Origin of the sequence: Methylovirgula sp. 4M-Z18, from assembly GCF_037890675.1 — a bacterium.
Classification (GTDB): domain Bacteria; phylum Pseudomonadota; class Alphaproteobacteria; order Rhizobiales; family Beijerinckiaceae; genus 4M-Z18.
This window is the reverse complement of sequence record NZ_CP149574.1, coordinates 1,097,960-1,120,199: the sequence shown is the minus strand read 5'-3', so window position 1 is coordinate 1,120,199 and position 22,240 is coordinate 1,097,960. Positions and strand designations below refer to the sequence as shown.

The 22,240-nt window shown below is 60.9% G+C and carries 20 protein-coding genes and 1 tRNA gene; 9 read left to right on the top strand and 12 right to left on the bottom strand.

The genetic code is table 11. From position 1 onward, the window contains the following. Positions 1–2: 2 nt before the first annotated feature. The 4 genes from maiA to hppD all read right to left on the bottom strand — a co-directional run bounded on the left by maiA (position 3) and on the right by hppD (position 4,602). A complete protein-coding gene (gene maiA, locus V9T28_RS05085; RefSeq protein WP_116401467.1) occupies positions 3–641 on the bottom strand; it encodes a maleylacetoacetate isomerase in 639 nt (212 codons plus the stop codon). After that, entirely contained in the window at positions 638–1,921 is a 1,284-nt protein-coding gene (fahA, locus tag V9T28_RS05080) for a fumarylacetoacetase (RefSeq protein WP_445242153.1), read from the bottom strand. The genes maiA and fahA overlap by 4 nt, the downstream gene beginning before the upstream one ends. Before the next feature lie 47 nt (positions 1,922–1,968). After that, positions 1,969–3,252 carry a homogentisate 1,2-dioxygenase gene (hmgA, locus tag V9T28_RS05075; RefSeq protein WP_245424144.1) on the bottom strand — a complete coding sequence of 428 codons (1,284 nt, stop codon included), beginning with the start codon at positions 3,250–3,252 and terminating at the stop codon, positions 1,969–1,971. A gap of 246 nt (positions 3,253–3,498) precedes the next feature. Next, positions 3,499–4,602, bottom strand: a complete 1,104-nt coding sequence (hppD, locus tag V9T28_RS05070; RefSeq protein ID WP_116401464.1) for a 4-hydroxyphenylpyruvate dioxygenase — start codon at positions 4,600–4,602, stop codon at positions 3,499–3,501. 132 nt (positions 4,603–4,734) lie between these two features. Between hppD and V9T28_RS05065 the strand changes: the two genes are divergently transcribed. After that, entirely contained in the window at positions 4,735–5,235 is a 501-nt protein-coding gene (locus tag V9T28_RS05065; protein ID WP_116401574.1) for an Lrp/AsnC family transcriptional regulator, read from the top strand. Positions 5,236–5,318: 83 nt separating this feature from the next. On the opposite strand, the gene V9T28_RS05060 is transcribed toward V9T28_RS05065, so the two are convergent. Further along, positions 5,319–5,395 (bottom strand) — tRNA-Pro (locus V9T28_RS05060). 148 nt (positions 5,396–5,543) lie between these two features. Between V9T28_RS05060 and V9T28_RS05055 the strand changes: the two genes are divergently transcribed. From V9T28_RS05055 to V9T28_RS05045, 3 genes are all read left to right on the top strand, one after another. Next, a complete protein-coding gene (locus V9T28_RS05055) occupies positions 5,544–6,668 on the top strand; it encodes an ATP phosphoribosyltransferase regulatory subunit (RefSeq protein WP_116401463.1) in 1,125 nt (374 codons plus the stop codon). 4 nt (positions 6,669–6,672) lie between these two features. Further along, entirely contained in the window at positions 6,673–7,653 is a 981-nt protein-coding gene (hisG, locus tag V9T28_RS05050) for an ATP phosphoribosyltransferase (RefSeq protein WP_116401462.1), read from the top strand. 106 nt (positions 7,654–7,759) lie between these two features. Continuing rightward, a complete protein-coding gene (locus tag V9T28_RS05045) occupies positions 7,760–8,248 on the top strand; it encodes an META domain-containing protein (protein ID WP_158554822.1) in 489 nt (162 codons plus the stop codon). A gap of 63 nt (positions 8,249–8,311) precedes the next feature. On the opposite strand, the gene V9T28_RS05040 is transcribed toward V9T28_RS05045, so the two are convergent. The 7 genes from V9T28_RS05040 to V9T28_RS05010 all read right to left on the bottom strand — a co-directional run bounded on the left by V9T28_RS05040 (position 8,312) and on the right by V9T28_RS05010 (position 16,166). Then, positions 8,312–10,417 carry an ABC transporter ATP-binding protein/permease gene (locus V9T28_RS05040; RefSeq protein WP_116401573.1) on the bottom strand — a complete coding sequence of 702 codons (2,106 nt, stop codon included), beginning with the start codon at positions 10,415–10,417 and terminating at the stop codon, positions 8,312–8,314. A gap of 145 nt (positions 10,418–10,562) precedes the next feature. Next, positions 10,563–12,200: a chaperonin GroEL gene (gene groL, locus V9T28_RS05035; protein WP_116401460.1), complete on the bottom strand. Its 1,638-nt coding sequence runs from the start codon at positions 12,198–12,200 to the stop codon at positions 10,563–10,565. A 57-nt stretch (positions 12,201–12,257) separates the two neighbouring features. Further along, on the bottom strand, positions 12,258–12,545 hold the full coding sequence (gene groES, locus V9T28_RS05030) for a co-chaperone GroES (protein ID WP_116401459.1): 288 nt from the start codon (positions 12,543–12,545) through the stop codon (positions 12,258–12,260). A gap of 544 nt (positions 12,546–13,089) precedes the next feature. Continuing rightward, positions 13,090–14,205, bottom strand: coding sequence for an anhydro-N-acetylmuramic acid kinase (locus V9T28_RS05025; protein ID WP_116401458.1), 1,116 nt, complete (start codon positions 14,203–14,205; stop codon positions 13,090–13,092). Between the two features lie 12 nt (positions 14,206–14,217). Continuing rightward, positions 14,218–14,826, bottom strand: a complete 609-nt coding sequence (locus V9T28_RS05020; RefSeq protein WP_116401457.1) for a histidine phosphatase family protein — start codon at positions 14,824–14,826, stop codon at positions 14,218–14,220. A 132-nt stretch (positions 14,827–14,958) separates the two neighbouring features. Next, the gene (locus tag V9T28_RS05015; RefSeq protein ID WP_116401456.1) at positions 14,959–15,231 is read right to left on the bottom strand and encodes a hypothetical protein; all 273 of its coding nucleotides are present in this window, start codon (positions 15,229–15,231) and stop codon (positions 14,959–14,961) included. A gap of 182 nt (positions 15,232–15,413) precedes the next feature. Next, positions 15,414–16,166, bottom strand: a complete 753-nt coding sequence (locus V9T28_RS05010; RefSeq protein WP_116401455.1) for a metallophosphoesterase family protein — start codon at positions 16,164–16,166, stop codon at positions 15,414–15,416. Between the two features lie 243 nt (positions 16,167–16,409). On the opposite strand from V9T28_RS05010, the gene V9T28_RS05005 reads away from it, so the two are divergent. The 5 genes from V9T28_RS05005 to V9T28_RS04985 all read left to right on the top strand — a co-directional run bounded on the left by V9T28_RS05005 (position 16,410) and on the right by V9T28_RS04985 (position 22,187). Beyond that, entirely contained in the window at positions 16,410–17,636 is a 1,227-nt protein-coding gene (locus V9T28_RS05005; RefSeq protein ID WP_158554821.1) for an LssY C-terminal domain-containing protein, read from the top strand. 81 nt (positions 17,637–17,717) lie between these two features. After that, positions 17,718–18,623 (top strand): polyphosphate kinase 2 family protein, encoded by a 906-nt coding sequence (locus V9T28_RS05000; RefSeq protein ID WP_116401453.1) that lies wholly within the window; start codon positions 17,718–17,720, stop codon positions 18,621–18,623. 403 nt (positions 18,624–19,026) lie between these two features. Beyond that, the gene (locus tag V9T28_RS04995) at positions 19,027–19,680 is read left to right on the top strand and encodes a FadR/GntR family transcriptional regulator (protein ID WP_245424143.1); all 654 of its coding nucleotides are present in this window, start codon (positions 19,027–19,029) and stop codon (positions 19,678–19,680) included. Next, the gene (locus V9T28_RS04990) at positions 19,677–20,843 is read left to right on the top strand and encodes a PLP-dependent transferase (RefSeq protein ID WP_116401451.1); all 1,167 of its coding nucleotides are present in this window, start codon (positions 19,677–19,679) and stop codon (positions 20,841–20,843) included. Before V9T28_RS04995 ends, V9T28_RS04990 begins: the two co-directional genes overlap by 4 nt. Positions 20,844–20,930: 87 nt before the next feature. After that, the gene (locus tag V9T28_RS04985) at positions 20,931–22,187 is read left to right on the top strand and encodes an ABC transporter substrate-binding protein (protein ID WP_116401572.1); all 1,257 of its coding nucleotides are present in this window, start codon (positions 20,931–20,933) and stop codon (positions 22,185–22,187) included. The last annotated feature ends 53 nt before the right edge of the window (positions 22,188–22,240 follow it).

Below are 22,240 nucleotides of genomic sequence, written 5' to 3'. Positions count from 1 at the left end.
GTTCATTCGGCGTCCGGCTGGCGCTCCGGCGCCGCCGCGGCAAAGGCCGGGATGTCGTTGCATGCCGCCTCGATTTCAAGGAGCCGCGGCAGGTCCTGCAAGTCGAGGTGCCAGCGCCGGGCATTGTAGAGCTGCGGGATCAGGCACACGTCGGCAAGTGTCGGCGCGTCGCCGAAACTGAAGCGCACGCCGGGCTCGATCATCGCGGCGTAAGCAGTCAATCCGTGGTGCATCCAATGCTTTGCCCAGGCCTTGACATGATCTTGATCGAGCCCCTCCTGTGATTTCAGATAGGTCAGAATCCGCAGATTGTTGATCGGATGCACATCGAGCGCGATGATTTGTGCCGCAGCACGAATCCGTGCCCGCTTGAGAGGATCGCGCGGCAATAACGGCGGCTCACTGTGCGTCTCTTCGAAATAATCTAGTATCGCCAACGACTGCGTGAGAATGTTGCCGTCGTCGAGTTCCAGCGCGGGAACGAGGGCGTTGGGATTGATCTTGCGATAGGCTGGCTTCAATTGCTCGCCGCCGTCGCGCAACAGATGAATCGGCACGGTCTCATATGTCACCTGTTTGAGATTCAAGCCGATGCGCACGCGGTATGCCGCGGAGCTGCGCCAATAGCTGTAAAGCTTCATTCGCCGCCCTCTCCTTTGACTGCCCGCCAATCCCGCTCCACTGGCGCGGGAAGAATGGCGCCGGCGCATGTGCCAAAGCCGATACGATGGCCATCGCCTGCCGCCCAGCCGGATAGCGTAAGGCAATCGCCGTCCTGAAGAAAAGTCCGCGTCGCGCCGTCGTCGAGCGTCACCGGCTCCTTGCCGTTGCGCGTCATCTCCAGCAGCGAGCCCAAAGCGTCGCGCGTCGGTCCCGAGATCGTGCCGGAGCCCAAAAGGTCGCCGATGCACATGGCGCATCCCGAGACAGCATGATGCGCCAATTGCTGCGCGGCGGAATAATACATGTATTTGTAATTGGTGCGGCTGATCACGCTGGCGCGCGGCGCATCTTTCGTCGCGAGCGTCACCTCGAGATGCAGGTCGAAATTGTTCGCGCTCGTTTCTTGCAAATAGGGCAGCAGCGGTTTCTCGCGTGGCGGCGTCGTCACGCGGAACGGCTCTAGGGCCGCGCGCGTTATCACCCATGGGCTGATGCTGGTCGCGAAAGCCTTCGCCTGAAACGGTCCGAGCGGTTGATATTCCCAAGCCTGAATGTCGCGCGCCGACCAATCGTTGAGCAGGACATAGCCGAAGATCATGTCATAGGCCTCGGCCACGGTGACGGGCTCTCCCATCGGATTGGGCACACCGACAATAGCGCCGAGTTCCAGTTCGAAATCGAGCTTCTGGCACGGGCCGAAGACTGGCGCATCGCTCGTCGGCGGCTTCAATTGCCCGAGCGGTCGCCGGATGTCCGTTCCGCTCACCACGACCGTGCTGGCGCGGCCATTGTAGCCGATCGGAATATGCAGCCAATTCGGCATCAAGGCATTGGCCGGATCGCGGAACAGCACGCCGACATTGGTGGCGTGTTCCCTCGACGCGTAAAAATCCGTGAAGCTCCGCACGAAGATCGGCAGATGCATCTTTGCCGACGCCATCGGCACGAGGCTCGCCTGCCGCAGCTCCGCATCATCGCGCAGGCGCGGATTGCTCTCCTCCAGAAGATCGCTGAGCGCGCGCCGCGTCGCCTGCCAGACCTTGGGGCCGAGCGCCATGAACGGGTTGAGTTCGCGGCGCGCGAAGATCGCCTCGCCGGGTTTTGTGACGAGCACGCCCGCCTTCTCGAGCAGCGCAAGATCGAGAAGGCTGTCCCCGATCGCGACGCCCACGCGTGGCAAGGCGCCGGCGGTGCTGAACACGCCGTAAGGCAGATTCTGAATGGGAAAGTCGCTCAGCGGCGCGTTCGCGCTCGCCACCCAGCTTTTCCTTCGCGGCGAATGTGTCTCGTCGAGATGCACCATGATCACCGCCGCTTCGGATCGAAATGCTTCTGCAGATTGGCCCAGCAATCCACGTAATCCTTCTGCAGGCTCGGCAGTTCCGCGGCGAATTTCGTGACGCGCTGGGCGAAGCGGGTTTCGAACATGAAGGCCATCGTATCGGTCTGGCGTTGCGGCTTCAATTCCATATTGCTGGCATGTTCGAACGCCTCGGTGTCCGGCCCGTGCGGCAACATGCAATTGTGCAGCGAGAATCCACCGGGCACGAATCCATGCGGCTTGGCGTCATAAACGCCTTGCACGAGGCCCATGAATTCGCTCATCACGTTCATGTGGTACCAAGGCGGCCGGAACGTATTTTCCGCCACCATCCAACGGTCGCAGAACACGACGAAATCGATATTGGCGGTACCGGGTGTCTCCGAAGGCGATGTGAGGACTGTGTAGATCGACGGGTCCGCGTGATCGTACAGGATCGGCCCCACCGGCGAATAATGGCGCAGATCGTATTTGTAAGGCGCGTAATTGCCGTGCCAGGCGACCACATCGAGCGGCGAATGTTTCAATTGGGTGGCCCACAATTGCCCGCCCCATTTGACGGTGAGCGTGCAATCGCCGTCGTGATCCTCATAGGACGCGACGGGGGTCAGAAAATCGCGTTGATTGGCCAGACAATTGGCGCCGATCGGCCCGCGTTCCGGCAAGGTGAACGCGCCGCCGTAATTCTCGCAGATATAGCCGCGCGCCGGACCTTGCAGCAATTCGACGCGAATCTTCACGCCGCGCGGAATGACCGCCACTTCGCACGGCTCGATATCGATGATCCCGAATTCGGTCGCGATGCGCAGCGAACCCTCTTGCGCGACGAACATCATCTCGCCATCAGCATTGTAGAAATATTCGTCCTGCATCGACTCGGTGATGAAATAAAGGTGCGCGGCCATGCCGGCATGAGTCGCGGCATCGCCCGCCGTCGTGATCGTGCGGATACCTTTCAGGAAGGTGAGCTTGCCGCGCGGCACCGGCACCGGGCTCCAGCGCAAGGGCGCGATCGGCATCTCGGTTTCAACACATGGCGCCGTGCGCCAATAGCCGTTATCGATCTTTGCGAACCGGCCCCAATGTTTTACCGTCGGGCGAATGCGATAAAGCCACGAACGCTCGTTGGCGACCCGCGGCGCGGTGAAGGGCGAACCGGACAATTGCTCGGCATAAAGGCCGTAGGGGCATTTTTGCGGGCTATTGCGCCCCACCGGCAACGCGCCAGGCAGCGCCTCGCTTTCGAAGCCATTGCCGAAGCCCGACATATAGCCTTTGTTGCCTTCGGCGATCGAAGCGGCGCTCTCCCGCAATGGCCGCCGGCGTGCAATGTCATCCATGGTTCCCTCCTACTGGGTGAGCGGTGAGACATTTTCCGTCATTGCGAGCGGAGCGAAGCAATCCATCGCCCGACCCGTGGGTTGCGCCGATTGCGGCCAATGTCCACAGGGCGTGGATGGATTGCTTCGTCGCTTGCGCTCCTCGCAATGACGGCCCCCTCCCCGCAGTTCACATCACGACGCTTTCAACACGCCGCGGCGAATCTGGTCTTCCTCGATCGACTCGAACAGCGCGCGGAAATTGCCTTCACCAAAACCCTCGTCCCCCTTGCGCTGGATGAACTCGAAAAAGATCGGGCCGATCACGGTCTTCGAGAAGATCTGCAAGAGGATGCGCGTCGTGCCGCCGTCCAACACGCCTTCGCCGTCGATCAAAATGCCGTGCTTCTTCATGCGCTCGATCGGTTCCTGATGGTCTTTGACTCGCACTGCTGAGCGCTCGTAATAGGTCTCCGGCGGGCCGGGCATGAAGGCGAGGCCGCGTGCTGCGATCGCATCGGTCGACGCATAGATATCGTTGGTGCCAACGGCGATATGCTGGATGCCTTCGCCTTTGTAGCGCCGCAGATATTCCTCGATCTGGCTCTTGTCGTCGCTGCTTTCATTGATCGGGATACGGATCTTGCCGCAGGGCGAGGTGAGCGCGCGGCTGTGCAGTCCGGTCAATTTGCCTTCGATATTGAAGAAGCGGATTTCGCGGAAATTGAACGTCTCGGCATAGAACTTGTACCACGTGTCCATATTGCCGCGCTGCACATTGTGGGTGAGATGGTCGAGATAATAGAAGCCGACCCCTTCCGGCGTCGGGTCCGCCTCTCCAAGCCATTCGTAATCCTGCGCATAGGGCGAGCCTTTGGCGCCATAGGTCTCGACGAGATACAAAAGCGAGCCGCCGATGCCGACGAGCGCCGGCGCGTCGATCGACTTGCCCGGCCCCTTATATTCGGTCGCACCGAGATCGAGCGCGCGCTTCAAGGCATGCTGCGCGTCGACCACGCGCCAGGCCATAGCCGGGGCGCACGGCCCGTGCAAGCCCACGAATTCCGCCGCATGGGATTTTGCGTCGCGGTTGATGAGATAATTGATCTGCCCCTGGCGATAGAGCGAGATGTCCTTGGTCTTGTGCCGGGCGACCTCGGTGTAGCCCATCTTGTGAAACAGTGCCTCGAGCTTTTCGGGCTCGGGATGCGCGAATTCGACAAATTCAAAGCCGTCGGTGCCAGCCGGATTGGCGGCGCTGATCGTCGCCGGCGGGGCGTCGTGCGGAAACGGACCCATGATCATCCTCCCATGCATGAACTAAGGACAATATCGCACGGAACCCGCGCAAGGTGCTTGCAAAACAGCGAGACTTTGGCCAATCTTTACGAGAATGGCGCGCATTATGGCCATTTCACGCACGGATCGCGCATGGACATTTTCGACATCAAACTGCTCGAAGCCCTGCAGCGGGACGGCCGGCTGACCAATTACGATTTGGCCGAGAAAGTCGGCCTCTCGGCATCGCAATGCTCGCGCCGGCGGCTGGCGCTCGAAGAGGACGGGACGATCGCGAGTTATCACGCCGCGCTTTCGGCGGAAAAAGTGGGGCTCACCGTCACGGTCTTTGTCCAGGTGACACTCGCGACCCATTCGCCCGACAATTCCCAGCATTTCGCCGAACTGGTCGAGACGCTGGAAGAGGTGCAGGAGGCCTATGCCATGGCCGGTGAAGCCGATTATCTCTTGAAAATGGCAGTGCCGGATTTGAAGGCGCTGTCGCGCATCATGGCCGAAAAATTCCTCGCCCATACCAGCGTCGCGCATGTGCGCTCGGCGATCGTTCTCGACCGCCTGAAACAATCCTCCCGCCTGCCCTTGCGGCATCTCGTGCCGGCAGAGGCTGGCACGGTGCGGCGGACAGCGCGGTGAGTCCGGGCTTGTCAGCCGCAGGATGAAGCCACCGGTTTCTGTGGCGCAGCAGAAGCGGGAAAACGTTAAGTAATTGATTTTATTGGTCGGAGTGAGAGGATTCGAACCTCCGACCCCCTCGTCCCGAACGAGGTGCGCTACCAGGCTGCGCTACACTCCGACATATCCTGCGGCCGAGTGCGGCGCTGCAGGTTCGCGCCTTATACTCACCTCGCCGCCAAGCCGCAAGCCCATAACAAGAGATTTGTCAGATCGATTGCGACCGCCTATGAACGGGCACGTTTTCTTGCAACTAAAGCCGGACGGACATGACCACCCGCCCCACGCCCACAAATCCATCGAGCCTTGAGACGCGGCTTCTGGCCTTTCTGGAGGCCGCTCATTTCACCCGCGTCGAGCCGTCGATTCTGCAGCCTGCCTCGGTGTTTCTCGACCTGTCGGGCGAGGACATTCGCGGGCGGCTCTATCTGACGAGCGATATTGCGGGCGCCGAATTGTGCCTGCGGCCCGAATATACGATCCCGGTCAGCCGCGATTACCTCAGCGGCCCCATGGCGGGACAGGTGCAGTCCGTGAGCTACCTAGGGCCGGTATTCCGGATGCGGGTAGGCGAAGGCGGCGAGTTCCTGCAGGCCGGCATCGAAAGCTATGGCCGCATGGACCGCGAGGCGGCAGACGCCGAAATACTCACCGCCGCGCTCGACGCGGTGCACAGCGTGAGTGCCTCGCCCCTGATGGTGCGTTTCGGCGATGCCGGCCTGTTCGCCCGGCTCCTCGAGGTGATGGGCCTCGCGCCGGTGTGGCTGCGGCGAATCAAGCGCGGCTTTGCCCAAGGCAAGACGCTGGAGACCATCGCGCAAGCCAATGGCACAGCAAGCTCCATCGACCATTCGGGCGTGCTGGCAGCCCTTGCCGGGTCGGACAAACAGGGCGCCCGGGCGTTGGTGGAGGACCTGTTGTCGATTGCCGGCATTTCCTCGGTCGGCGGCCGCTCGGCGGGTGAAATCGCGGAGCGCTTTCTGGAACAGGCGACACTCAAATCGGGCGGCGGGCTCGATGCCGAGAAACAGGCCATTCTGGCAAAGTTCCTCAGCGTCGCGGGCGATGCCGGCCAATCCTCGGCCCGGCTGCGTGCCCTCGCCGGTGAGGCGAAGCTCGATCTCAGCGAGGCGCTGGACGCCTTTGATGCGCGCATCAATTTCCTGGCCGCGCGCGGCTGCGACATGGCGCGGCTGAGCTTCGCCGCGAGTTTCGCGCGCAACCTCGATTATTACACCGGCTTCGTGTTCGAGGCCCATGATCCGCAGCGCGCGGATCGAAAGCCCATCATCGGCGGCGGCCGTTACGACGGGCTGCTGAAAGCGCTTGGCGCGCAGGGCGATGTGCCGGCGGTCGGCGCCGCGATCTGGATCGAGCGTATTGCGGGGGCTTGAAATCATGCAGGATACAAACGCACCTCTCGTGCTCGCCGTTCCCTCCAAGGGCCGCCTGCAGGAAAACGCCGCGAACTTTTTCGCCCGCTCCGGGCTGCAAGTCACGCAGGGACGCGGCGCCCGGGATTATCGCGGCACGCTGAAGGGCCTCGACGGGGTTGAAATCGCCTTTCTCTCGGCCTCGGAAATCGTCACGCAGCTCGCGGCCGGCACGGCGCATCTGGGCGTGACCGGCGAGGACCTCGTCCGCGAATCCCTGCCCGACGCCGATGCGAAGATCGAATTGCTGACGCCGCTTGGCTTCGGCCATGCCAATGTGGTCGTGGCCGTGCCGCAGGCGTGGATCGATGTGCGCACCATGGCGGACCTCGAGGACGTGGCCGGTGCGCACCGGGCGCGGCACGGCATGCCGATGCGGGTCGCCACCAAATATATCCACCTCACCCGCCGCTATTTTGCCGAGCATCATGTGAGCGACTACCGGATCGTCGAGAGTCTCGGCGCGACCGAAGGCGCGCCGGCGGCCGGACAGGCGGAACTCATCGTCGACATCACCACGACCGGTGCGACGCTCGCCGCCAATGCGCTGAAAGTGCTCGACGACGGCGTAATGCTGCGCTCGGAGGCCAATCTCGCCGCCTCGATCACCGCTACCTGGTCCGAGAGCCAGAAGAAGACCGCCAAAGCCATTCTGTCGCGCATCGCGGCGGAGGAAACCGCGCGCACCACCCGCGAGGTGCGGGCGGTGGTGCTGCCCCAGGCGGCGCCGGCGCTTTACGTCGAGGCGCAAAAGCTGTTCGAGGCAACGCCGCTGTTCGGGGTGAGTGAGGGACAGATGGTCCGGCTGAATTGCGCCAAGGCCCGCGCCCCCGATCTCGCCGATTGGCTGATCGGCCAAGGCGCGGAACATGTGGCGGTCGCCACCCTCGATTATGTATTTTCCGCCACCAACCCGCTCTACGACCGCCTGGCGAACCGGATTTAGGCGGGCCGGCCCGTCTCCACAAATTCCCGGACTTGCCTCAATTTCGCCATTGCGGCATTTCTTGGTTCGGCGACATTCCGCAACTCAACGGCTTCAAGGACACGATATGCGCACCAAACTTTTTCTTGCCCTGCTGACCACCGGCCTTCTCGCCGCTTTCGCCCTGCCGGCAGCGGCCCAGGATGCGACCATCGTTGGCAGGCACAAGAAAAAGGCGCAACAAGAGCAACCGCAGCAGCCCACCTTCGCGCAGCCCGACCAGACGTTCCCCGTCGGTGCGCAATGGACAGTTTCGGAAATCAATGGCAAGCCCGTGCCGGGCGACGCCGAACTCACGCTCTCGATCGACGGCAACGACCGCGGCACCGGTTTTTCGGGCTGCAACACCTGGTCGTCGACCCTGAAACCCATTCAGGGCCAGCGCCTCGCCATGGGCTCCGTCGCGCTCACCAGCAAGACCTGCCCTCCGGCAGTGACGCAAATCGAACACGTCTATCTCGGCATCCTCCATTCCGGCCCGTACTGGAGCATTGACGGCTCGGACCTGATCGTGAAGAGCCAATACGGCGTGTTGCGCTTCAAGCGCGGGATTTGATCCCGCGCTTTACCGGCGTTCTCTGCGCCGCGCACACGTCGAGGTCCTGAACCCGCAAAATCGTCACGAGGTGGCCAGGACCGCCTCGCGAAGCGTCGATGTTCCGTCGGCACCCCGAACCATTTCGACCATGCGGTCGTGCATGCCGATCAAGCTCGACCGGTGGCCGATGGAAACGACCTTGGTGTTAGGCAGCGACATCTTGATAATGTCGTAGAGCCTCTTCTCCGACTTCTCGTCGAGGGCCGACGTCGCTTCGTCGAGCAAGAGCCAATCGGGTTTGGCGAGCAACGCTCTCGCCACGGCAAGCCTTTGCTGTTCGCCGCCGGAAAGCTGCTGCGTCCAAATGTGAGATTCGTCCAGATTCGCCGAAATATGCGACAGTCCAACCTCGTTCAACACAGCCACGATCTCGGCGTCGCGATAGGTTCCCTCGGCGGAGGGATAGCTGACCACACTGCGCAGAGAACCGAGGGGGAAATACGGCCGCTGCGGCAGAAGAAGAATATTTTGTCCGGCTGGGGTCGAGACCTTCCCCTCGCCATAAGGCCAAGCGCCGACGATTGCCCGCAGCAATGTCGATTTGCCCGATCCCGACGGCCCGCTCACCAAGGTGCGCTGCTGACCGTTGAAGCGGAAATGATCCACCTGCAAAAGCTCTTCGCCCTGCGGCAGGTCTACCTTCAGATTGGACAGCACCACATCGTCTCCGGCCCGCTCCAGGACGATGTGAGGCGCCTTCGTGCCAAGGAGATTTGCCCGCTCGATGGCGTTATCGAAGGACGTGAGACGGTCGAGGACCGCGCGGTAGCTCGCCAAATACACGTAATTGTCGACGATGAAGTTGAACGCACCGATGACTTCGCCAAACGAATTGGCGACCTGGGTGAGTTGCCCGAGCTCCATCTTACCCGCAAAGTAAAACGGCGCGCCGAAGACGTAGGGAATAACGACATTCATCTGACCATAGAGGCCGCTGAACGCCGTAATTTTCTTACGCTTGTCGATGATTTGCATGTAGTTCGCAAAAATCTCGCCAAAACGCCCCATCACGCTTTGCTTTTCCGTATCCTCACCATGCAGGAGCGCGACCTGTTCACCATATTCACGCAGACGCGCCAGCGAGAAACGCATGTTCGCCTCATATCTCTGCCTTTTAAAACTGAGCGCGGCATATCCTTTACCGATATACATGGCGACGAACGTCCCAAAGGCCGCATACAGAAGAGCCACCCAGAACAGTGATCCAGGGACCGCGATGCCGAGCCCAGGGACAATGAAATCCGACGATAGATTCCAAAGTAGGATCGAAAAGGCGGCAAGCGAACTGAAAGTCGAGATCAACATCACAGAGAAGGAATAGATGCCGTAGCCTTGGTCACCACCATCAAGGAACAGATTCACGTCCTCAGAAATACGCTGGTCGGGGTTGTCCGTTTCGCCGCCGATCAACGACATACGATAATGGGCCGCGCCATCAAGCCAATGCGCCACATAAAATTTCGTTAGCCACCGGCGCCAACGCAAGATGAAGGTCGAGCTCACGACATAGTTCGTGACGGCAAAGGCCACGTAGATCATAGCCCAAACAAGAAACTCGAAAATGAGTGCGTACCAAAAATTTCCCGCATTCTTTGCTTGAAGCGCATTGAAAATGTCGCGACGCGCGTATGTTAAGACGACCGTGACACCAACGACGATCTGATTGATCAAAACAAGCGACACGAGCATCATCGAAGCGATCCGACGCTCCAGCAGCCGCATTTCTGGCAGGGGCCAGATGCGGAACGTTCCCGGTTCATTTTGTTCGAAATAGCGGTCCGCAATACGGGTCATCGAGCGGACGATCGGGATATAGGAGGCGCCAAAGACGGCGATCACGAAAACCGCCATGGTCAGCGGCAGGGTTTCGGGAATGGTGTAATCGGCGAAGGCCGCCGGCCAGTATTGGGCACTACCGGCGAGATAAAGCGCACCGAACAAAATGGTTTCGAACGCAAAGATCGCGACGAAATTTTTCAGGAAGCTCGAGATGCTCAGAGAGAGAAACGTCAGGGCGGCACAGGGTATGCCGATGACCCCGATCATCAGGGCGCCCGTATCCCCCTTCACGCCAATGACAAGAGCGATCACCGAAAAGATCGCGACGGCAAGTCCTAGGATTCGCATGGGGGCCTTCATTGCAAAGGAGAAACGGGCAGGAACAAGTCTCAGAGCTTGAGGGCGAAAATAAGAACCCGATCCTTAAAGAATTGTCATAAAAAAGGCCGCTCTTGTCGAGCGGCCTCTTCTATTCTTGCAAAAGCGGGATTTCTTAGAAATCCATGCCGCCCATGCCGCCGCCCGGCATTGCCGGCGCCGCAGCTTCCTTCTTCGGCTTGTCGCCGATCATCGCTTCGGTCGTGATCAGGAGGCCGGCAACCGAGGCTGCGTCCTGCAGCGCGGTGCGCACGACCTTCGCCGGATCGACGATGCCGCTTTCGATCATGTCGACATATGCCTCGGTCTGGGCGTTGAAGCCGAAGGTCTGCGACTTGTTCTCGGAGATCTTGTTGACGACGATGGAGCCTTCGACGCCAGCGTTTTCAACGATCTGACGGATCGGGGACTCAAGCGCCTTCAGCACGATGCGGATGCCGGCAGCAATGTCCTCGTTGTCGCTGTGCAGCTTCGAGACCGCGGCGCGGGCACGCAGCAGAGCCACGCCGCCGCCGGGGACGATGCCTTCTTCCACCGCAGCGCGGGTGGCGTTCAGGGCGTCATCAACGCGGTCCTTCTTTTCCTTCACTTCGATTTCGGTCGCACCGCCGACGCGGATCACGGCGACGCCGCCCGCGAGCTTGGCAAGACGCTCCTGCAGCTTCTCGCGGTCGTAGTCCGAGGTGGTTTCCTCGATCTGCGACTTGATCTGAGCAACGCGGCCTTCGATGTCCTTCTTCTTGCCGGCGCCGTCGATCACGGTGGTGTTTTCCTTGTCGATACGGATGCGCTTCGCGCGGCCGAGCATCGCCAGGGTGACGGTTTCGAGCTTGATGCCGAGGTCTTCCGCAATCATCTGACCGCCGGTCAGGATCGCGATGTCTTCCAGCATGGCCTTGCGGCGGTCGCCGAAGCCCGGAGCCTTGACGGCAGCAACCTTCAGGCCGCCGCGCAGCTTGTTGACGACGAGGGTCGCGAGCGCTTCGCCTTCCACGTCTTCAGCGATGATGACGAGCGGCTTGCCGGTCTGCACGACGGCTTCCAGCACCGGCAGCATGGCCTGCAGCGAGGAGAGCTTCTTCTCGTGGATGAGAATGTAGGGATCGTCGAGCTCGGCGATCATCTTCTCAGCGTTGGTGATGAAATACGGCGAGAGATAGCCGCGGTCGAACTGCATGCCCTCGACGACGTCGAGTTCGGTCTCGAGGCTCTTGGCCTCTTCCACCGTGATCACGCCTTCATTGCCGACCTTCTGCATCGCCTTGGCGATCATGTCGCCGATCGACAGGTCGCCGTTGGCCGAAATCGTGCCAACCTGCGCCACTTCGTCCGAAGACTTGATCTTCTTCGAGCGCTTCTGAATGTCCTTGACGGCTTCGGCAACGGCGAGGTCAACACCGCGCTTCAGGTCCATCGGGTTCATGCCGGAAGCGACGAGCTTGGCGCCTTCCTTCACGATCGCCTGGGCGAGAACGGTTGCGGTCGTGGTGCCGTCGCCAGCCGTGTCGTTGGTCTTGGAAGCGACTTCGCGCACCATCTGGGCGCCCATGTTCTCGAACTTGTCCTCAAGCTCGATTTCCTTGGCAACGGTCACGCCGTCCTTGGTGATGCGGGGAGCGCCGAAGCTCTTGTCGATCACGACGTTGCGGCCTTTCGGGCCGAGCGTGACCTTCACCGCATTGGCGAGAACATCAACGCCGCGCAGCATCCGGTCGCGGGCGTCAGACGAAAAACGTACGTCCTTAGCAGCCATTGTTTTAACTCCTGAACCTTGGGTTCTGAATGAATGGGGTGGGAGAATGGGTGGCGATTAGCCGATGATGCCCATGATGTCAGACTCCTTCATGATCAGGAGTTCTTGACCGTCGATCTTCACTTCCGTGCCGGACCACTTGCCGAACAGGACCTTGTCGCCCTTCTTGACGTCGAGCGCGACCAGCTTGCCGGCCTCGTCGCGAGCGCCCGAGCCGACGGCGATCACTTCGCCCTCTTGCGGCTTTTCCTTAGCGGTGTCGGGGATGATGATACCGCCTTTGGTCTTTTCTTCGCTGTCGAGGCGACGAACGACAACACGGTCGTGCAGGGGACGGAATTTCATGTGTTCGCTTCCCTAGTTGGTAATTTTGCGAGACAGCCGCCGATGGCGGCCGACCATTAGCACTCGCTCAAAGAGAGTGCTAACAGGTTGCCGCTCAGATAGGCGCGGGCCCAAATTGTGTCAAGGGGAGGAATTTTTGAATTCCGCTCAAAAGTTAAGACCGGCGGCTGTCCGCCAGACTTAGGCTGCACCTTGTCGCGTGCCGACCAACAAATGGTTTGACAAGCGCGCGCTCCGGACTTAGAACATAAAGAGAACATTTGGCGCTGCGAGCGGATAAGGAGCAACTCCCAAGCCGAGCTTTTTAGGACCGCGACCATCCCGGTCTGTTTTTTTTGGATCGCGACCGTCCCGGTCGCAAGCGGCGCGAAGCGCCGGCCCAGTGTCTCGATTTGGATGATTATCCTTCATCTCAAATATCAAGGCCTCCTTCATTGTGCGACCGAGACGGTCGCGGTCCAAGAAAAGGTTCTCATCAGAACCAAAATTGGGAACGAACTGATAGAGCGAATAAATTATATAAATCAATACATTGCAACATATATCACCCCGCCACGCGCCCGCCGGCCATCGGCTGGGATACGCCGGTGGTTGCGGGGAAGCTGATCGGGATGCCCCGGAGCGCGCGGACCGCGAGGAACGCGAAGCATTCAGCCTCCACCGCGTCCCCGCGCCAGCCGAGCGTGTCGGCGGACACCGCACTCACCCCGGCCCGTTGTTCGAGCATCGCCATCAGCGTCGGGTTGCGGCGGCCGCCGCCCGAAACGAACAGGGTTTGCGGCCGCTGCGGCAGCAGATCAAGCGCCCTGCCGACGCAGGCAGCGCTGAAGGCCGTCAACAACGCCGCGCCGTCCTCCGCCCCCAGCCCATCAGCCATCGCGGCGGTGAAATCGAACCGGTCCAGCGATTTCGGATAGAGCGCCGTGAGGTAAGGATGGTCCAGCAAGCGGGCGAGCCGGGCTTCGTCCACGCGGCCCCGCGCCGCGAGCGCACCGTCGCGATCCATATCGCCCAGCCCCCGCGCCTTGACGAAATCGTTGATCGGCGCATTGGCCGGGCCGGTGTCGAAGGCGACAAGATCACTCTTGCCGTCCCACCACGTGATGTTGCCGACGCCGCCGAGATTGAGAATGGCGCTGTCGCCCCGCGCCCCCGCCGCACCCAGAAGCGCGGCATGGTAGATGGCGGCGAGCGGCGCGCCCTGGCCGCCCGCGCGGATGTCGGCGGTACGGAAATCGTAGACCACCTTGACGCCGAGAAGCGCGTGCATCAGAGCGCCGTCGCCGAGCTGGCGCGTATCGCCGGGCCGGTCGGGCTGGCGGCCACGATGCAGCACCGTCTGGCCGTGAAAGCCGACGACGCCGATCTGTGCCATGGTCATGCCGGCCTGAGCGACGACCTGCTGCACGGCCGCCGACTGCGCCCGCGTCAGGGCGTCCTCGGCCTTGGCGAAGATCGCGGGCTCCGGCCCCTCGAAGTTCCAGCTGCGCGCCGCATGCTGCGCCTCCTCTAACATCGCGCGAATCGCTTCGGGATAGGGAACGAGCGCGAAGGCGCCGAAAGCCTCGATACGCTCGCCATCGGTCTTGAGCAACGCGACATCGATATTGCCGTCGAGAACGGTTCCCGTCATCAAGCCAACCGACCAGATCGGAGTCATCGTATCAGACCCTCACGCGACCAAGTGCGGCAGCACGTTCCACATTGACAGAACGCGCACGTCAGGATGGCTTGGATTGGGGCCGAGAATGCTGAGCGATGCCGGCTGCAAGGGAAAATGCTCGCCTTCGGCCATCTTCAGGTCGAGCCACCTGGTCGCCAAGGCACCGCCGAAATGCCCGTGCGAGAACAGGGCAATGTTTCCGCCGAGCATCGAGAGCCGCGCGATCACCCGGTCGACCCGCGCCGTCATCTCATCCGGGCTCTCACCGTTGGGGCAGCCGTCGCGAAAGACACTCCAGTCCGGGCGGCCATTTTTGATCTCGGCGGAGCGCAGGCCTTCGTAATCGCCGTAATCCCACTCGGCCAAATCGGGATCGATCTGTACGCCATCACCGTAGCCGGCCAGCACGCAGGTCGAATAGGCGCGCGTGCGCGGGCTCGACAGGACATGGTCGAATGTGTAGCGGCCCAGCAAGGGCTGCAGCGCCTGCGCCCCCGCTTCGCCGTTCTTGGTCAGCGGAACGTCCGTCTTGCCCGTATGCTTGCCGGAGAGCGCCCATTCGGTCTCGCCATGCCGGACATAGAACAGCCGCAACGGTTTTGCTTCCTGCGCAACCATCCTCGTTCCTTTATGCCATTTGGAATCGTGCCACTCTATGCGGCTTCCAACGTGGCGCTTTATTCGCCGCGCCAGGCGGTGCAGCAACGAAGAAACGCCCCGGAAGCTTCCGGGGCGTTCGATGAAAAACGATTATTGCTGCGGAGCCGGCTGCACGGTGCCGGCAGGCGCCTGCTGCTGGTTCTGCATCTGCTTTTGCTGTTGTTGCTCCTGCAGACGCTTCTGCTTCTGCATCTTGTGCAGGTGATGCCCGGCAATGCAACCGCCGACCGCGCCAACCACCGCATGATGGCCGGCATAATGGCCAGCCACCGCACCCGCGGCCGCACCGGAAAGACAGCCAATGGCATGCGCTTGTTGCAGCGACACCAGAATGAGACCCGTGGCCAAAAGCATTTTACGCATGGGAGCTCCAATCCTTCTTAACGAACCCAAATGCGCCCGGCGGCGCCAACCACACCATTTAGCCGTCGTGTCCGACAATTGAAAGACCCCCGGTGCCGGGAGCCCCGTCAAAATCGCTAGCCCGGCGCCCGCAGAGCGGCCGGAAACGAGGGTCCGCTGGGTGCGTCCCGCCGCTCCGAAACCTATCGCCGGAACGTCACCACTTCCGTGGCTAAGCCTGCCGATCCAAGTTCGATCAGCCGATAGCCGAAGATCCGCGTGTCGGTTTCCGCATTGTCGCGGCCGATCTGATAGGACACGGCGGGCGTCAGAAACTGCCTGATGCGCCCTTCGACAGTCTCGACGTCCATATGATAATGTCCTGCAAAGACGGTCACATCACTCTTGGCCTGTTGCAGCAGCAGCTTGACGCTCTCCCGCCCCTGCAATGCGGCGGACGAGCGATCGAGCGGCGTGCCGACATCCAAAATCGGATGGTGAATGAACACGATGATCTGCCGATCCGTCTCGAGCTGCTCCTGCAGCCACGACAATTGCCGCTCGCTCACCGCATTGGCGGATGAATCCATGAAAATGAACCGGAATGGCGGCGACTCCCGCGCATAGAACAATTCGTCGCCGTCGCCTGCCGTCTCCAGCGAATAGAAGGGTTTCACCTGGGCGTAGGTGTCGTGATTGCCCAAGATCAGATGCAGGCGAACGTTCGTCCTGCTGACACACTCGAAAAAGTAGGCATTCGCAAGCGGCGTGCCGATATCCCCGCCGAAGACAATGTCCTCGATGCGTCTTGCGGCGAGATCTCGCAGGACAGTTTGAAAATTCTCCCTATGGGCGAGTGGATCGTCGGCATAGGGCATTTTGGTAGCCGTGATGTTTCCGCCGGCGATGAGCTGCTGGCCTAAATGCGCGTCGGTGAAATGGGCGAATTTCCGCATTGTTAAGTCCTTTCTTCCGCCATCACTCTACCGGCTTCCCGCCTGAGATCTTTCGATCCGGATCGAAATGTGGATCATCCCGAATATCGGGCCGCGGCGATGTTCTCCAAAGATGGAAAGCAGCCGGCGCACTTGACCACACGGCCCAAAGACTGCAATGCGGTCGGGCGGTCGATGCGGAAGGTGACTTTAGCGGACATGTGGCGGAAGCGGGTTTTGCAGATTCTGGCAGGCGCGGCATGCTTGCTGCTCCTAAATATGATCCTGGCGTTCCGCTTCGCGCCGGATCCGGCCGCCGACGCCATCTTCAAGGCGCGGGCGCAAATGCAGACGGCCGACGGGCTCGTCGTGAAGATAGCGGCGCTCAGCCGCGACGAGAGCAGACGCAGCTTCGGCGAAAATCTTGGCGCCCATGAGATCCAACCGGTCTGGCTGTCGATCGACAACAACACCGACGAGCCCCTCACCCTGATGACGGCCCGTCTCGACCCGGCGTTTTACTCGCCCTACGAGGTGTCCTATCGCTTTGATGGCACGTTGTCCTGGAGCGAAAACAAGGCACGTGACGATTATTTTGAGAGCCGCCAGATCGGCGACGCGCTGCCGCCGCATTCGCATACCGAAGGATTCGTCTATGCGACGCTCGATTCTGGCGTCAAATTCGCCAATGTCGCGATCACTGGCAAGACGCGCACCAACCACTTCGAATTCGTGCTCGATGTGCCCGGGACCGCCATTCTCCGGCAGAACGTTTCGCCGGCGCAACTCTATCCGCACGAAACCATCAAGGACCTGAACCTCGACGAGCTGAAGGCCGTGCTCGCGACCCTGCCGTGCTGCACCGCCGACGCGAAAGATACCCGCGCGGGTGACCCGCTCAATCTCGTGGTGATCGAACATTCCGATACGCCGATGAAGGCCTTTATCGCGCGCGGCTGGCACGTCACCGACAAGCTGAACGTGGCGAGCATTTTGGAGACCATGCGCGCCTTCCTGTTGCGCGGCGAATACCTCACTTCGCCCGTCAGCTCGCTCTATCTCTTCGGCCGGCAAGAAGATATTGCCCTGCAAAAGCCGCGCGCCACGATCAGCGAACGGGTACACTTGCGCCTCTGGCTGACGCCGAACACGTTTCAGTCCAACCGCATCTGGGTCGGCCAGATCAGCCGCGACATCGGCGTGCGCTTCACCGCACACACATGGAACCTGACCACCCACAAGATCGCGCCCGATGTCGATTTTGACCGGGATTATCTGCTGCAGGACCTGCTGCTTTCCGGCTTGATCGAGCAATTCGGCTATGTTGAGGGCGTCGGCGGCGCCCCGAGCTCCGAGCCGCGCACCAATCTGACCGGCGACACCTATTTCACCGACGGCCGCCGGCTCGTCGTGTTCCTGGCCGACAAGCAGCCACAACCGGCGGCGCAAATTTCCGGTAAGCAGATCTGGACGGACGGTGCAAGCCAGTAGACGCCCATATCGCTTCGGAGTGAGCTTGACGTGCCGATCCCCTGCGGATCAGATCGGTGATTCAAAGGGAGGCAACAACCGATGTTCCGGAAAAACGGTGCGAAGAAGATCGTCGAGTTGCTGTCACGCCTGCGCGTGACGGCGGGCCACAAGTTCACGCTCGCCGACTATGCGACGGATGACCCCTTTGACGGCCAGATCGATAAAGAGGAAGCAAAAGACCTGTTGCAGCAGGGGATCGACCGCCTTGCCGCCCATCAGGACCTCTTATATGCGACGGGGCGGTATGCGGTCCTCATCATCCTGCAGGGGATGGACGCCGCCGGGAAAGATGGCACGATCAAGCATGTGATGTCCGGCATCAACCCCCAAGGCGTGCGCGTCAGTTCGTTCAGGGAGCCGAGCGCCGAGGAACTCGCACATGATTTTCTCTGGCGTACGCACAAGGCCATGCCGCAAAAAGGCATGATCGGTATTTTTAACCGCTCCTATTACGAGGACGTCCTCATCACGCGCGTGCATCAGGAGCTGTTGAAACCGCAGAAGCTTCCCGACGGGCCGCACAATAGTGGGAGCTTCTGGCGCCATCGCCTCGAAGATATCGCACAGTTCGAGTCCTATCTGTCCCGGCAGGGCGTCTTGATCATGAAGTTCTTCCTGCATCTGAGCAAGGAGGAGCAGAAAAGGCGCTTGCTGGAACGGCTCGAGCAAACGCCGAAGAACTGGAAATTCAGCATGTCGGACGTGCGCGAACGCGCGCAATGGGACGCCTATATGGATGCCTACACCCGGGCGATCGCGGCGACGGCGACGCCACTTGCGCCATGGTACGTGCTTCCGGCCGATCAGAAATGGCTCACCCGTCTGATGGTCGTCGAAGCAATCTGCGCCGCGATCACCGATCTCAATCTCAAACCCATGACGGCGCCGCCCGAAGTGATCGCCACGCTCGGCGAGGCGCGGGCGATGTTGGAAGCGGAAAAATAACCCTCCTCACCCAGCTCCGTCGGGACGGTATCTGCCGCACCTGAGCACCGATTTCCCTACCATCGAAGACCAGTCCCCGGGGCCCACCCCCGAAGACCTGTCGTGACGCGAGGCGCATATGATCGCGCCCATGCGCCCCTTCGCGCGCCGGCAAGGTCCGGCACCTTAAGCGCGCCAGCCGGCCAAACGCCCATCGCCGCCTTATCCCCAGGTAAAATCGGCTCAGCCGTCTTGACAGCCATAAAGAAACGTCTAACGTCAGATGTCAGACCAATTTGGCGACCTGAGGGATATCGTGCTCACCAAGCAGCCAACGGGAGGAAATGATTTGCGCACCCAATCGGCGGCGCGCGAACCGTTGGATTTGCAGCCCTTGCCGCCGGCAAGCCGCAGCCGCGCCGTGATGAACGCCGTTGTGGATTATATCGAACGCTCCGGCCTCGCACCAGGCGACCGGATCCCCACCGAACGGCAATTGATGGAGGCGCTGGCGGTCGGCCGTTCCACCGTGCGCGAAGTGCTCGGACAATTGCAGGCGCTCGGCATTGTCGAAACCCGCAAAGGCAGCGGCACCTATCTGCTGCGCCCCATTTCCCTCGACACGGTGCATCTGCCGCTCTCCATCGACGCCGCGACCGTACGTGACGCGCTGCTGCAAACGCTCGACATCCGGCGCGGGCTCGAAGTCGAGGCAAGCGCCCTCGCCGCCCTGCGCCGCACCGATGCGGACATCGCGAACATGTCGGAAAAGCTCGAGCTGATGGAGAGCGTGCACCTCACCAAAGGCACGGCGGGCCGGGAAGATCTCGCCTTTCACCTTTCGATCTATGCGGCCACGCATAATCCGCTGTTTCCACAGATTCTCGAGCAGATGCGCGAGGCGTTCGAGAGCTTTTTCGACGAGCCCTTCGACCGGCCGGATTTTGCGCGCCGCTCCTTTCCGTTCCACCGACAATTGTTCGACGCCATCGTGGCACGCGATGTCGAACTCGCACGCGAGAAGACCCTCGCGATCCTCGCCATCACCGAGGAAGATATCAAGGATATGTCGCAATGATTGACAGCACTTCGTCTTTCGACCGGGCGGCGCTTATCGTCGCGCATGATGAGGCAAACGCCTTCGACGCGGTCGTGCCGCCGATCGTGCAGACGTCGCTCTTCACCTTCAGCTCATATGAAGAGATGGAGCAGACCTATCTTGGTGCCAAGGTGCGGCCGGCCTACACGCGCGGCCTCAACCCGACGGTGCGGCACTTCGAGACCATGCTGGCGCAACTCGAGCAGGCCGAGGATGCCATGGGATTTGCCAGCGGCATGGCGGCGATCTCCTCGACCGTGATGGCCCTCGTCCAGCCGGGCGACCGGATCGTCTGTGTCCGTCACGTCTATCCTGACGCCTATCGCCTGTTTCAGAATCTGCTGAAGCGTTACGGCGTCACAGTCACCTATGTCGACATTCGCGATGAAGAAGCGGTGGCTGCCGCCCTGCCGGGCGCCAAACTGCTTTATCTCGAAAGCCCAACAAGCTGGATGATGCATGTCGGCGACCTCGCTGCGCTCGCGGCCCTTGCCAAGAAACACGGCATTGTCAGTGTCATCGACAATTCCTGGGCGACGCCGATCTTCCAGCGGCCGCTCACCTACGGGATCGATCTCGTGGTGCATTCGGCCTCCAAATATATCAGCGGCCACAGCGATGTCGTGGCGGGTGTTGTCGCCGGATCGAAGGAATTGATCGCCCGGATCAAGGCGAACACCTATCCCTATCTCGGTGGCAAATTGTCGCCTTTCGATGCCTGGCTCTTGATCCGCGGCCTGCGCACGTTGCCTTATCGCATGAAAGCACATGAAGAAGCGGGCTTGAGCGTCGCGCGGCGTCTTGCAGCGCATCCGCAGGTCACGGCGGTGCATCATCCGGGTCTTGGCAACACGTTGCCGGCTTCGCTCTCCGGTACGTCGAGCCTGTTTTCCTTCGAGCTGAAGGAGGGCGTCAATATTCCGCGCTTCGTCAATCATCTGCGCCTGTTCAAGCTCGGCGTGAGCTGGGGCGGCCACGAAAGCCTCGTCGTGCCTTCGCAAGTTGCCCGCGCCCAAAATGCGGGTCCGAATTCCGCGATCGACTTCGAAGTCCCGCCGAGCAACGTTCGGCTACATGTCGGCCTCGAGGGCAGCGATGCCTTGTGGAGCGATCTGACGCAGGCCATCGCCGCCGCGTCGTGAAGAATTTGCGCAAGGCCGACGCAACGGCCGCGCATGGGAGAAGCGGTCCCCAACCGGACCGCCTTTAGGGAAGGGGAGAAAACTATGATCAAAAAGCTTCTGATGTCCGCTGCGTTTTCCGCACTTCTGTGCGGCGGCGCTTATGCGGATACGACGTTGAAACTCGTCGAAGTCATCACGAGTCCCGAGCGCACTGAGACGCTGAAAGGCATCGTGCAAGATTTCGAGACGGCCAATCCCGGCACCCATGTCGAAATCATTTCGCTGCCCTGGGGACAGGCCTTCGAAAAATTCGCGACCATGGTCTCGGCGGGCGATACGCCGGACGTCGTGGAGATGCCCGACCGGTGGCTCTCGCTGTATGCCAATAGCGGCTCGCTCGAAAATCTCGAGCCCTATCTCGCCAAATGGGACGAGACCAAGGACTTGACGCCGCGCGCGCTCGAGCTTGGCCGGTACGTGAAGAATACGGCCTACATGGTTCCTTATGGCTTCTATCTGCGGGCGATGTTCTACAATAAGAAGCTGTTTGCCCAAGCGGGTGTGCAACCGCCCAAGACAATGGACGAATTCACCGACGCCGCCAAGAAGATCTCGGCCATTCCTGGCAAATACGGCTACTGCCTGCGCGGCGGCCCCGGCGGTCTCAACGGCTGGATGATGTATGGCGCCACGATGGCCGGCGACGCGACCTACTTTAAGCAGGACGGCACGTCGACGCTGACGGATCCCGGTTGGGTCAAGGGTATCACCTGGCTCATCGATATTTACAAGAGCGGTTCTGCACCTAAGGATTCGGTCAACTGGGGCTTCAACGAAATCGTTGCAGGCTTTTATTCGGGCACTTGCGCAATGCTCGATCAGGACCCCGACGCGCTTATCGCGATCGACGAACGTATGAAGCCCGATGATTACGGCGTCGTGCCGATGCCAAAGGGCCCGAGTGGTAAGGCCTTCCCGACGATCGGTTATGCCGGCTGGTCAATGTTCGCCAATTCGGAGCACAAGGATCTCGCTTGGAAATTGCTCGTGACGCTTGAAGGTGTCAAAGGCAATATCGCATGGAACAAGAAGACCGGCGCTCTGCCTGCGCATATTTCCGCGCAGAACGACCCGTTCTATGCGCAGGATAAGTTCAAGGGCTGGTTCGCCGAGCTTGCCGATCCCAATGAAGTGCCGATGGTGATGCCGACCTATTTGCAGGAATTTGGCTTCTTCGCGGATTCGCTTGCGGTCAAGACCAGCCAGCAGGCTTTGCTCGGTTCAATGTCGCCTGCTGATCTTGCCAAGACCTGGGGTGATTATCTCACCAAGGCCCAGCAGAAATTCCTGGCCAAGAAATAGCGACAAGTCACTGCGCCAAGCAGCAACCCGGCGCGCCGGGTTGCCGCTGAACT

Coding starts and splice junctions, on each gene's coding strand:
- maiA (WP_116401467.1), bottom strand. CDS start 641: ATGAAGCTTTACAGCTATTGGCGCAGCTCCGCGGCATACCGCGTGCGC.
- hmgA (WP_245424144.1), bottom strand. CDS start 3,252: ATGTCGGGCTTCGGCAATGGCTTCGAAAGCGAGGCGCTGCCTGGCGCG.
- hppD (WP_116401464.1), bottom strand. CDS start 4,602: ATGGGTCCGTTTCCGCACGACGCCCCGCCGGCGACGATCAGCGCCGCC.
- V9T28_RS05065 (WP_116401574.1), top strand. CDS start 4,735: ATGGACATTTTCGACATCAAACTGCTCGAAGCCCTGCAGCGGGACGGC.
- V9T28_RS05055 (WP_116401463.1), top strand. CDS start 5,544: ATGACCACCCGCCCCACGCCCACAAATCCATCGAGCCTTGAGACGCGG.
- hisG (WP_116401462.1), top strand. CDS start 6,673: ATGCAGGATACAAACGCACCTCTCGTGCTCGCCGTTCCCTCCAAGGGC.
- V9T28_RS05045 (WP_158554822.1), top strand. CDS start 7,760: ATGCGCACCAAACTTTTTCTTGCCCTGCTGACCACCGGCCTTCTCGCC.
- V9T28_RS05040 (WP_116401573.1), bottom strand. CDS start 10,417: ATGCGAATCCTAGGACTTGCCGTCGCGATCTTTTCGGTGATCGCTCTT.
- groL (WP_116401460.1), bottom strand. CDS start 12,200: ATGGCTGCTAAGGACGTACGTTTTTCGTCTGACGCCCGCGACCGGATG.
- groES (WP_116401459.1), bottom strand. CDS start 12,545: ATGAAATTCCGTCCCCTGCACGACCGTGTTGTCGTTCGTCGCCTCGAC.
- V9T28_RS05025 (WP_116401458.1), bottom strand. CDS start 14,205: ATGACTCCGATCTGGTCGGTTGGCTTGATGACGGGAACCGTTCTCGAC.
- V9T28_RS05020 (WP_116401457.1), bottom strand. CDS start 14,826: ATGGTTGCGCAGGAAGCAAAACCGTTGCGGCTGTTCTATGTCCGGCAT.
- V9T28_RS05015 (WP_116401456.1), bottom strand. CDS start 15,231: ATGCGTAAAATGCTTTTGGCCACGGGTCTCATTCTGGTGTCGCTGCAA.
- V9T28_RS05010 (WP_116401455.1), bottom strand. CDS start 16,166: ATGCGGAAATTCGCCCATTTCACCGACGCGCATTTAGGCCAGCAGCTC.
- V9T28_RS05000 (WP_116401453.1), top strand. CDS start 17,718: ATGTTCCGGAAAAACGGTGCGAAGAAGATCGTCGAGTTGCTGTCACGC.
- V9T28_RS04995 (WP_245424143.1), top strand. CDS start 19,027: ATGAACGCCGTTGTGGATTATATCGAACGCTCCGGCCTCGCACCAGGC.
- V9T28_RS04990 (WP_116401451.1), top strand. CDS start 19,677: ATGATTGACAGCACTTCGTCTTTCGACCGGGCGGCGCTTATCGTCGCG.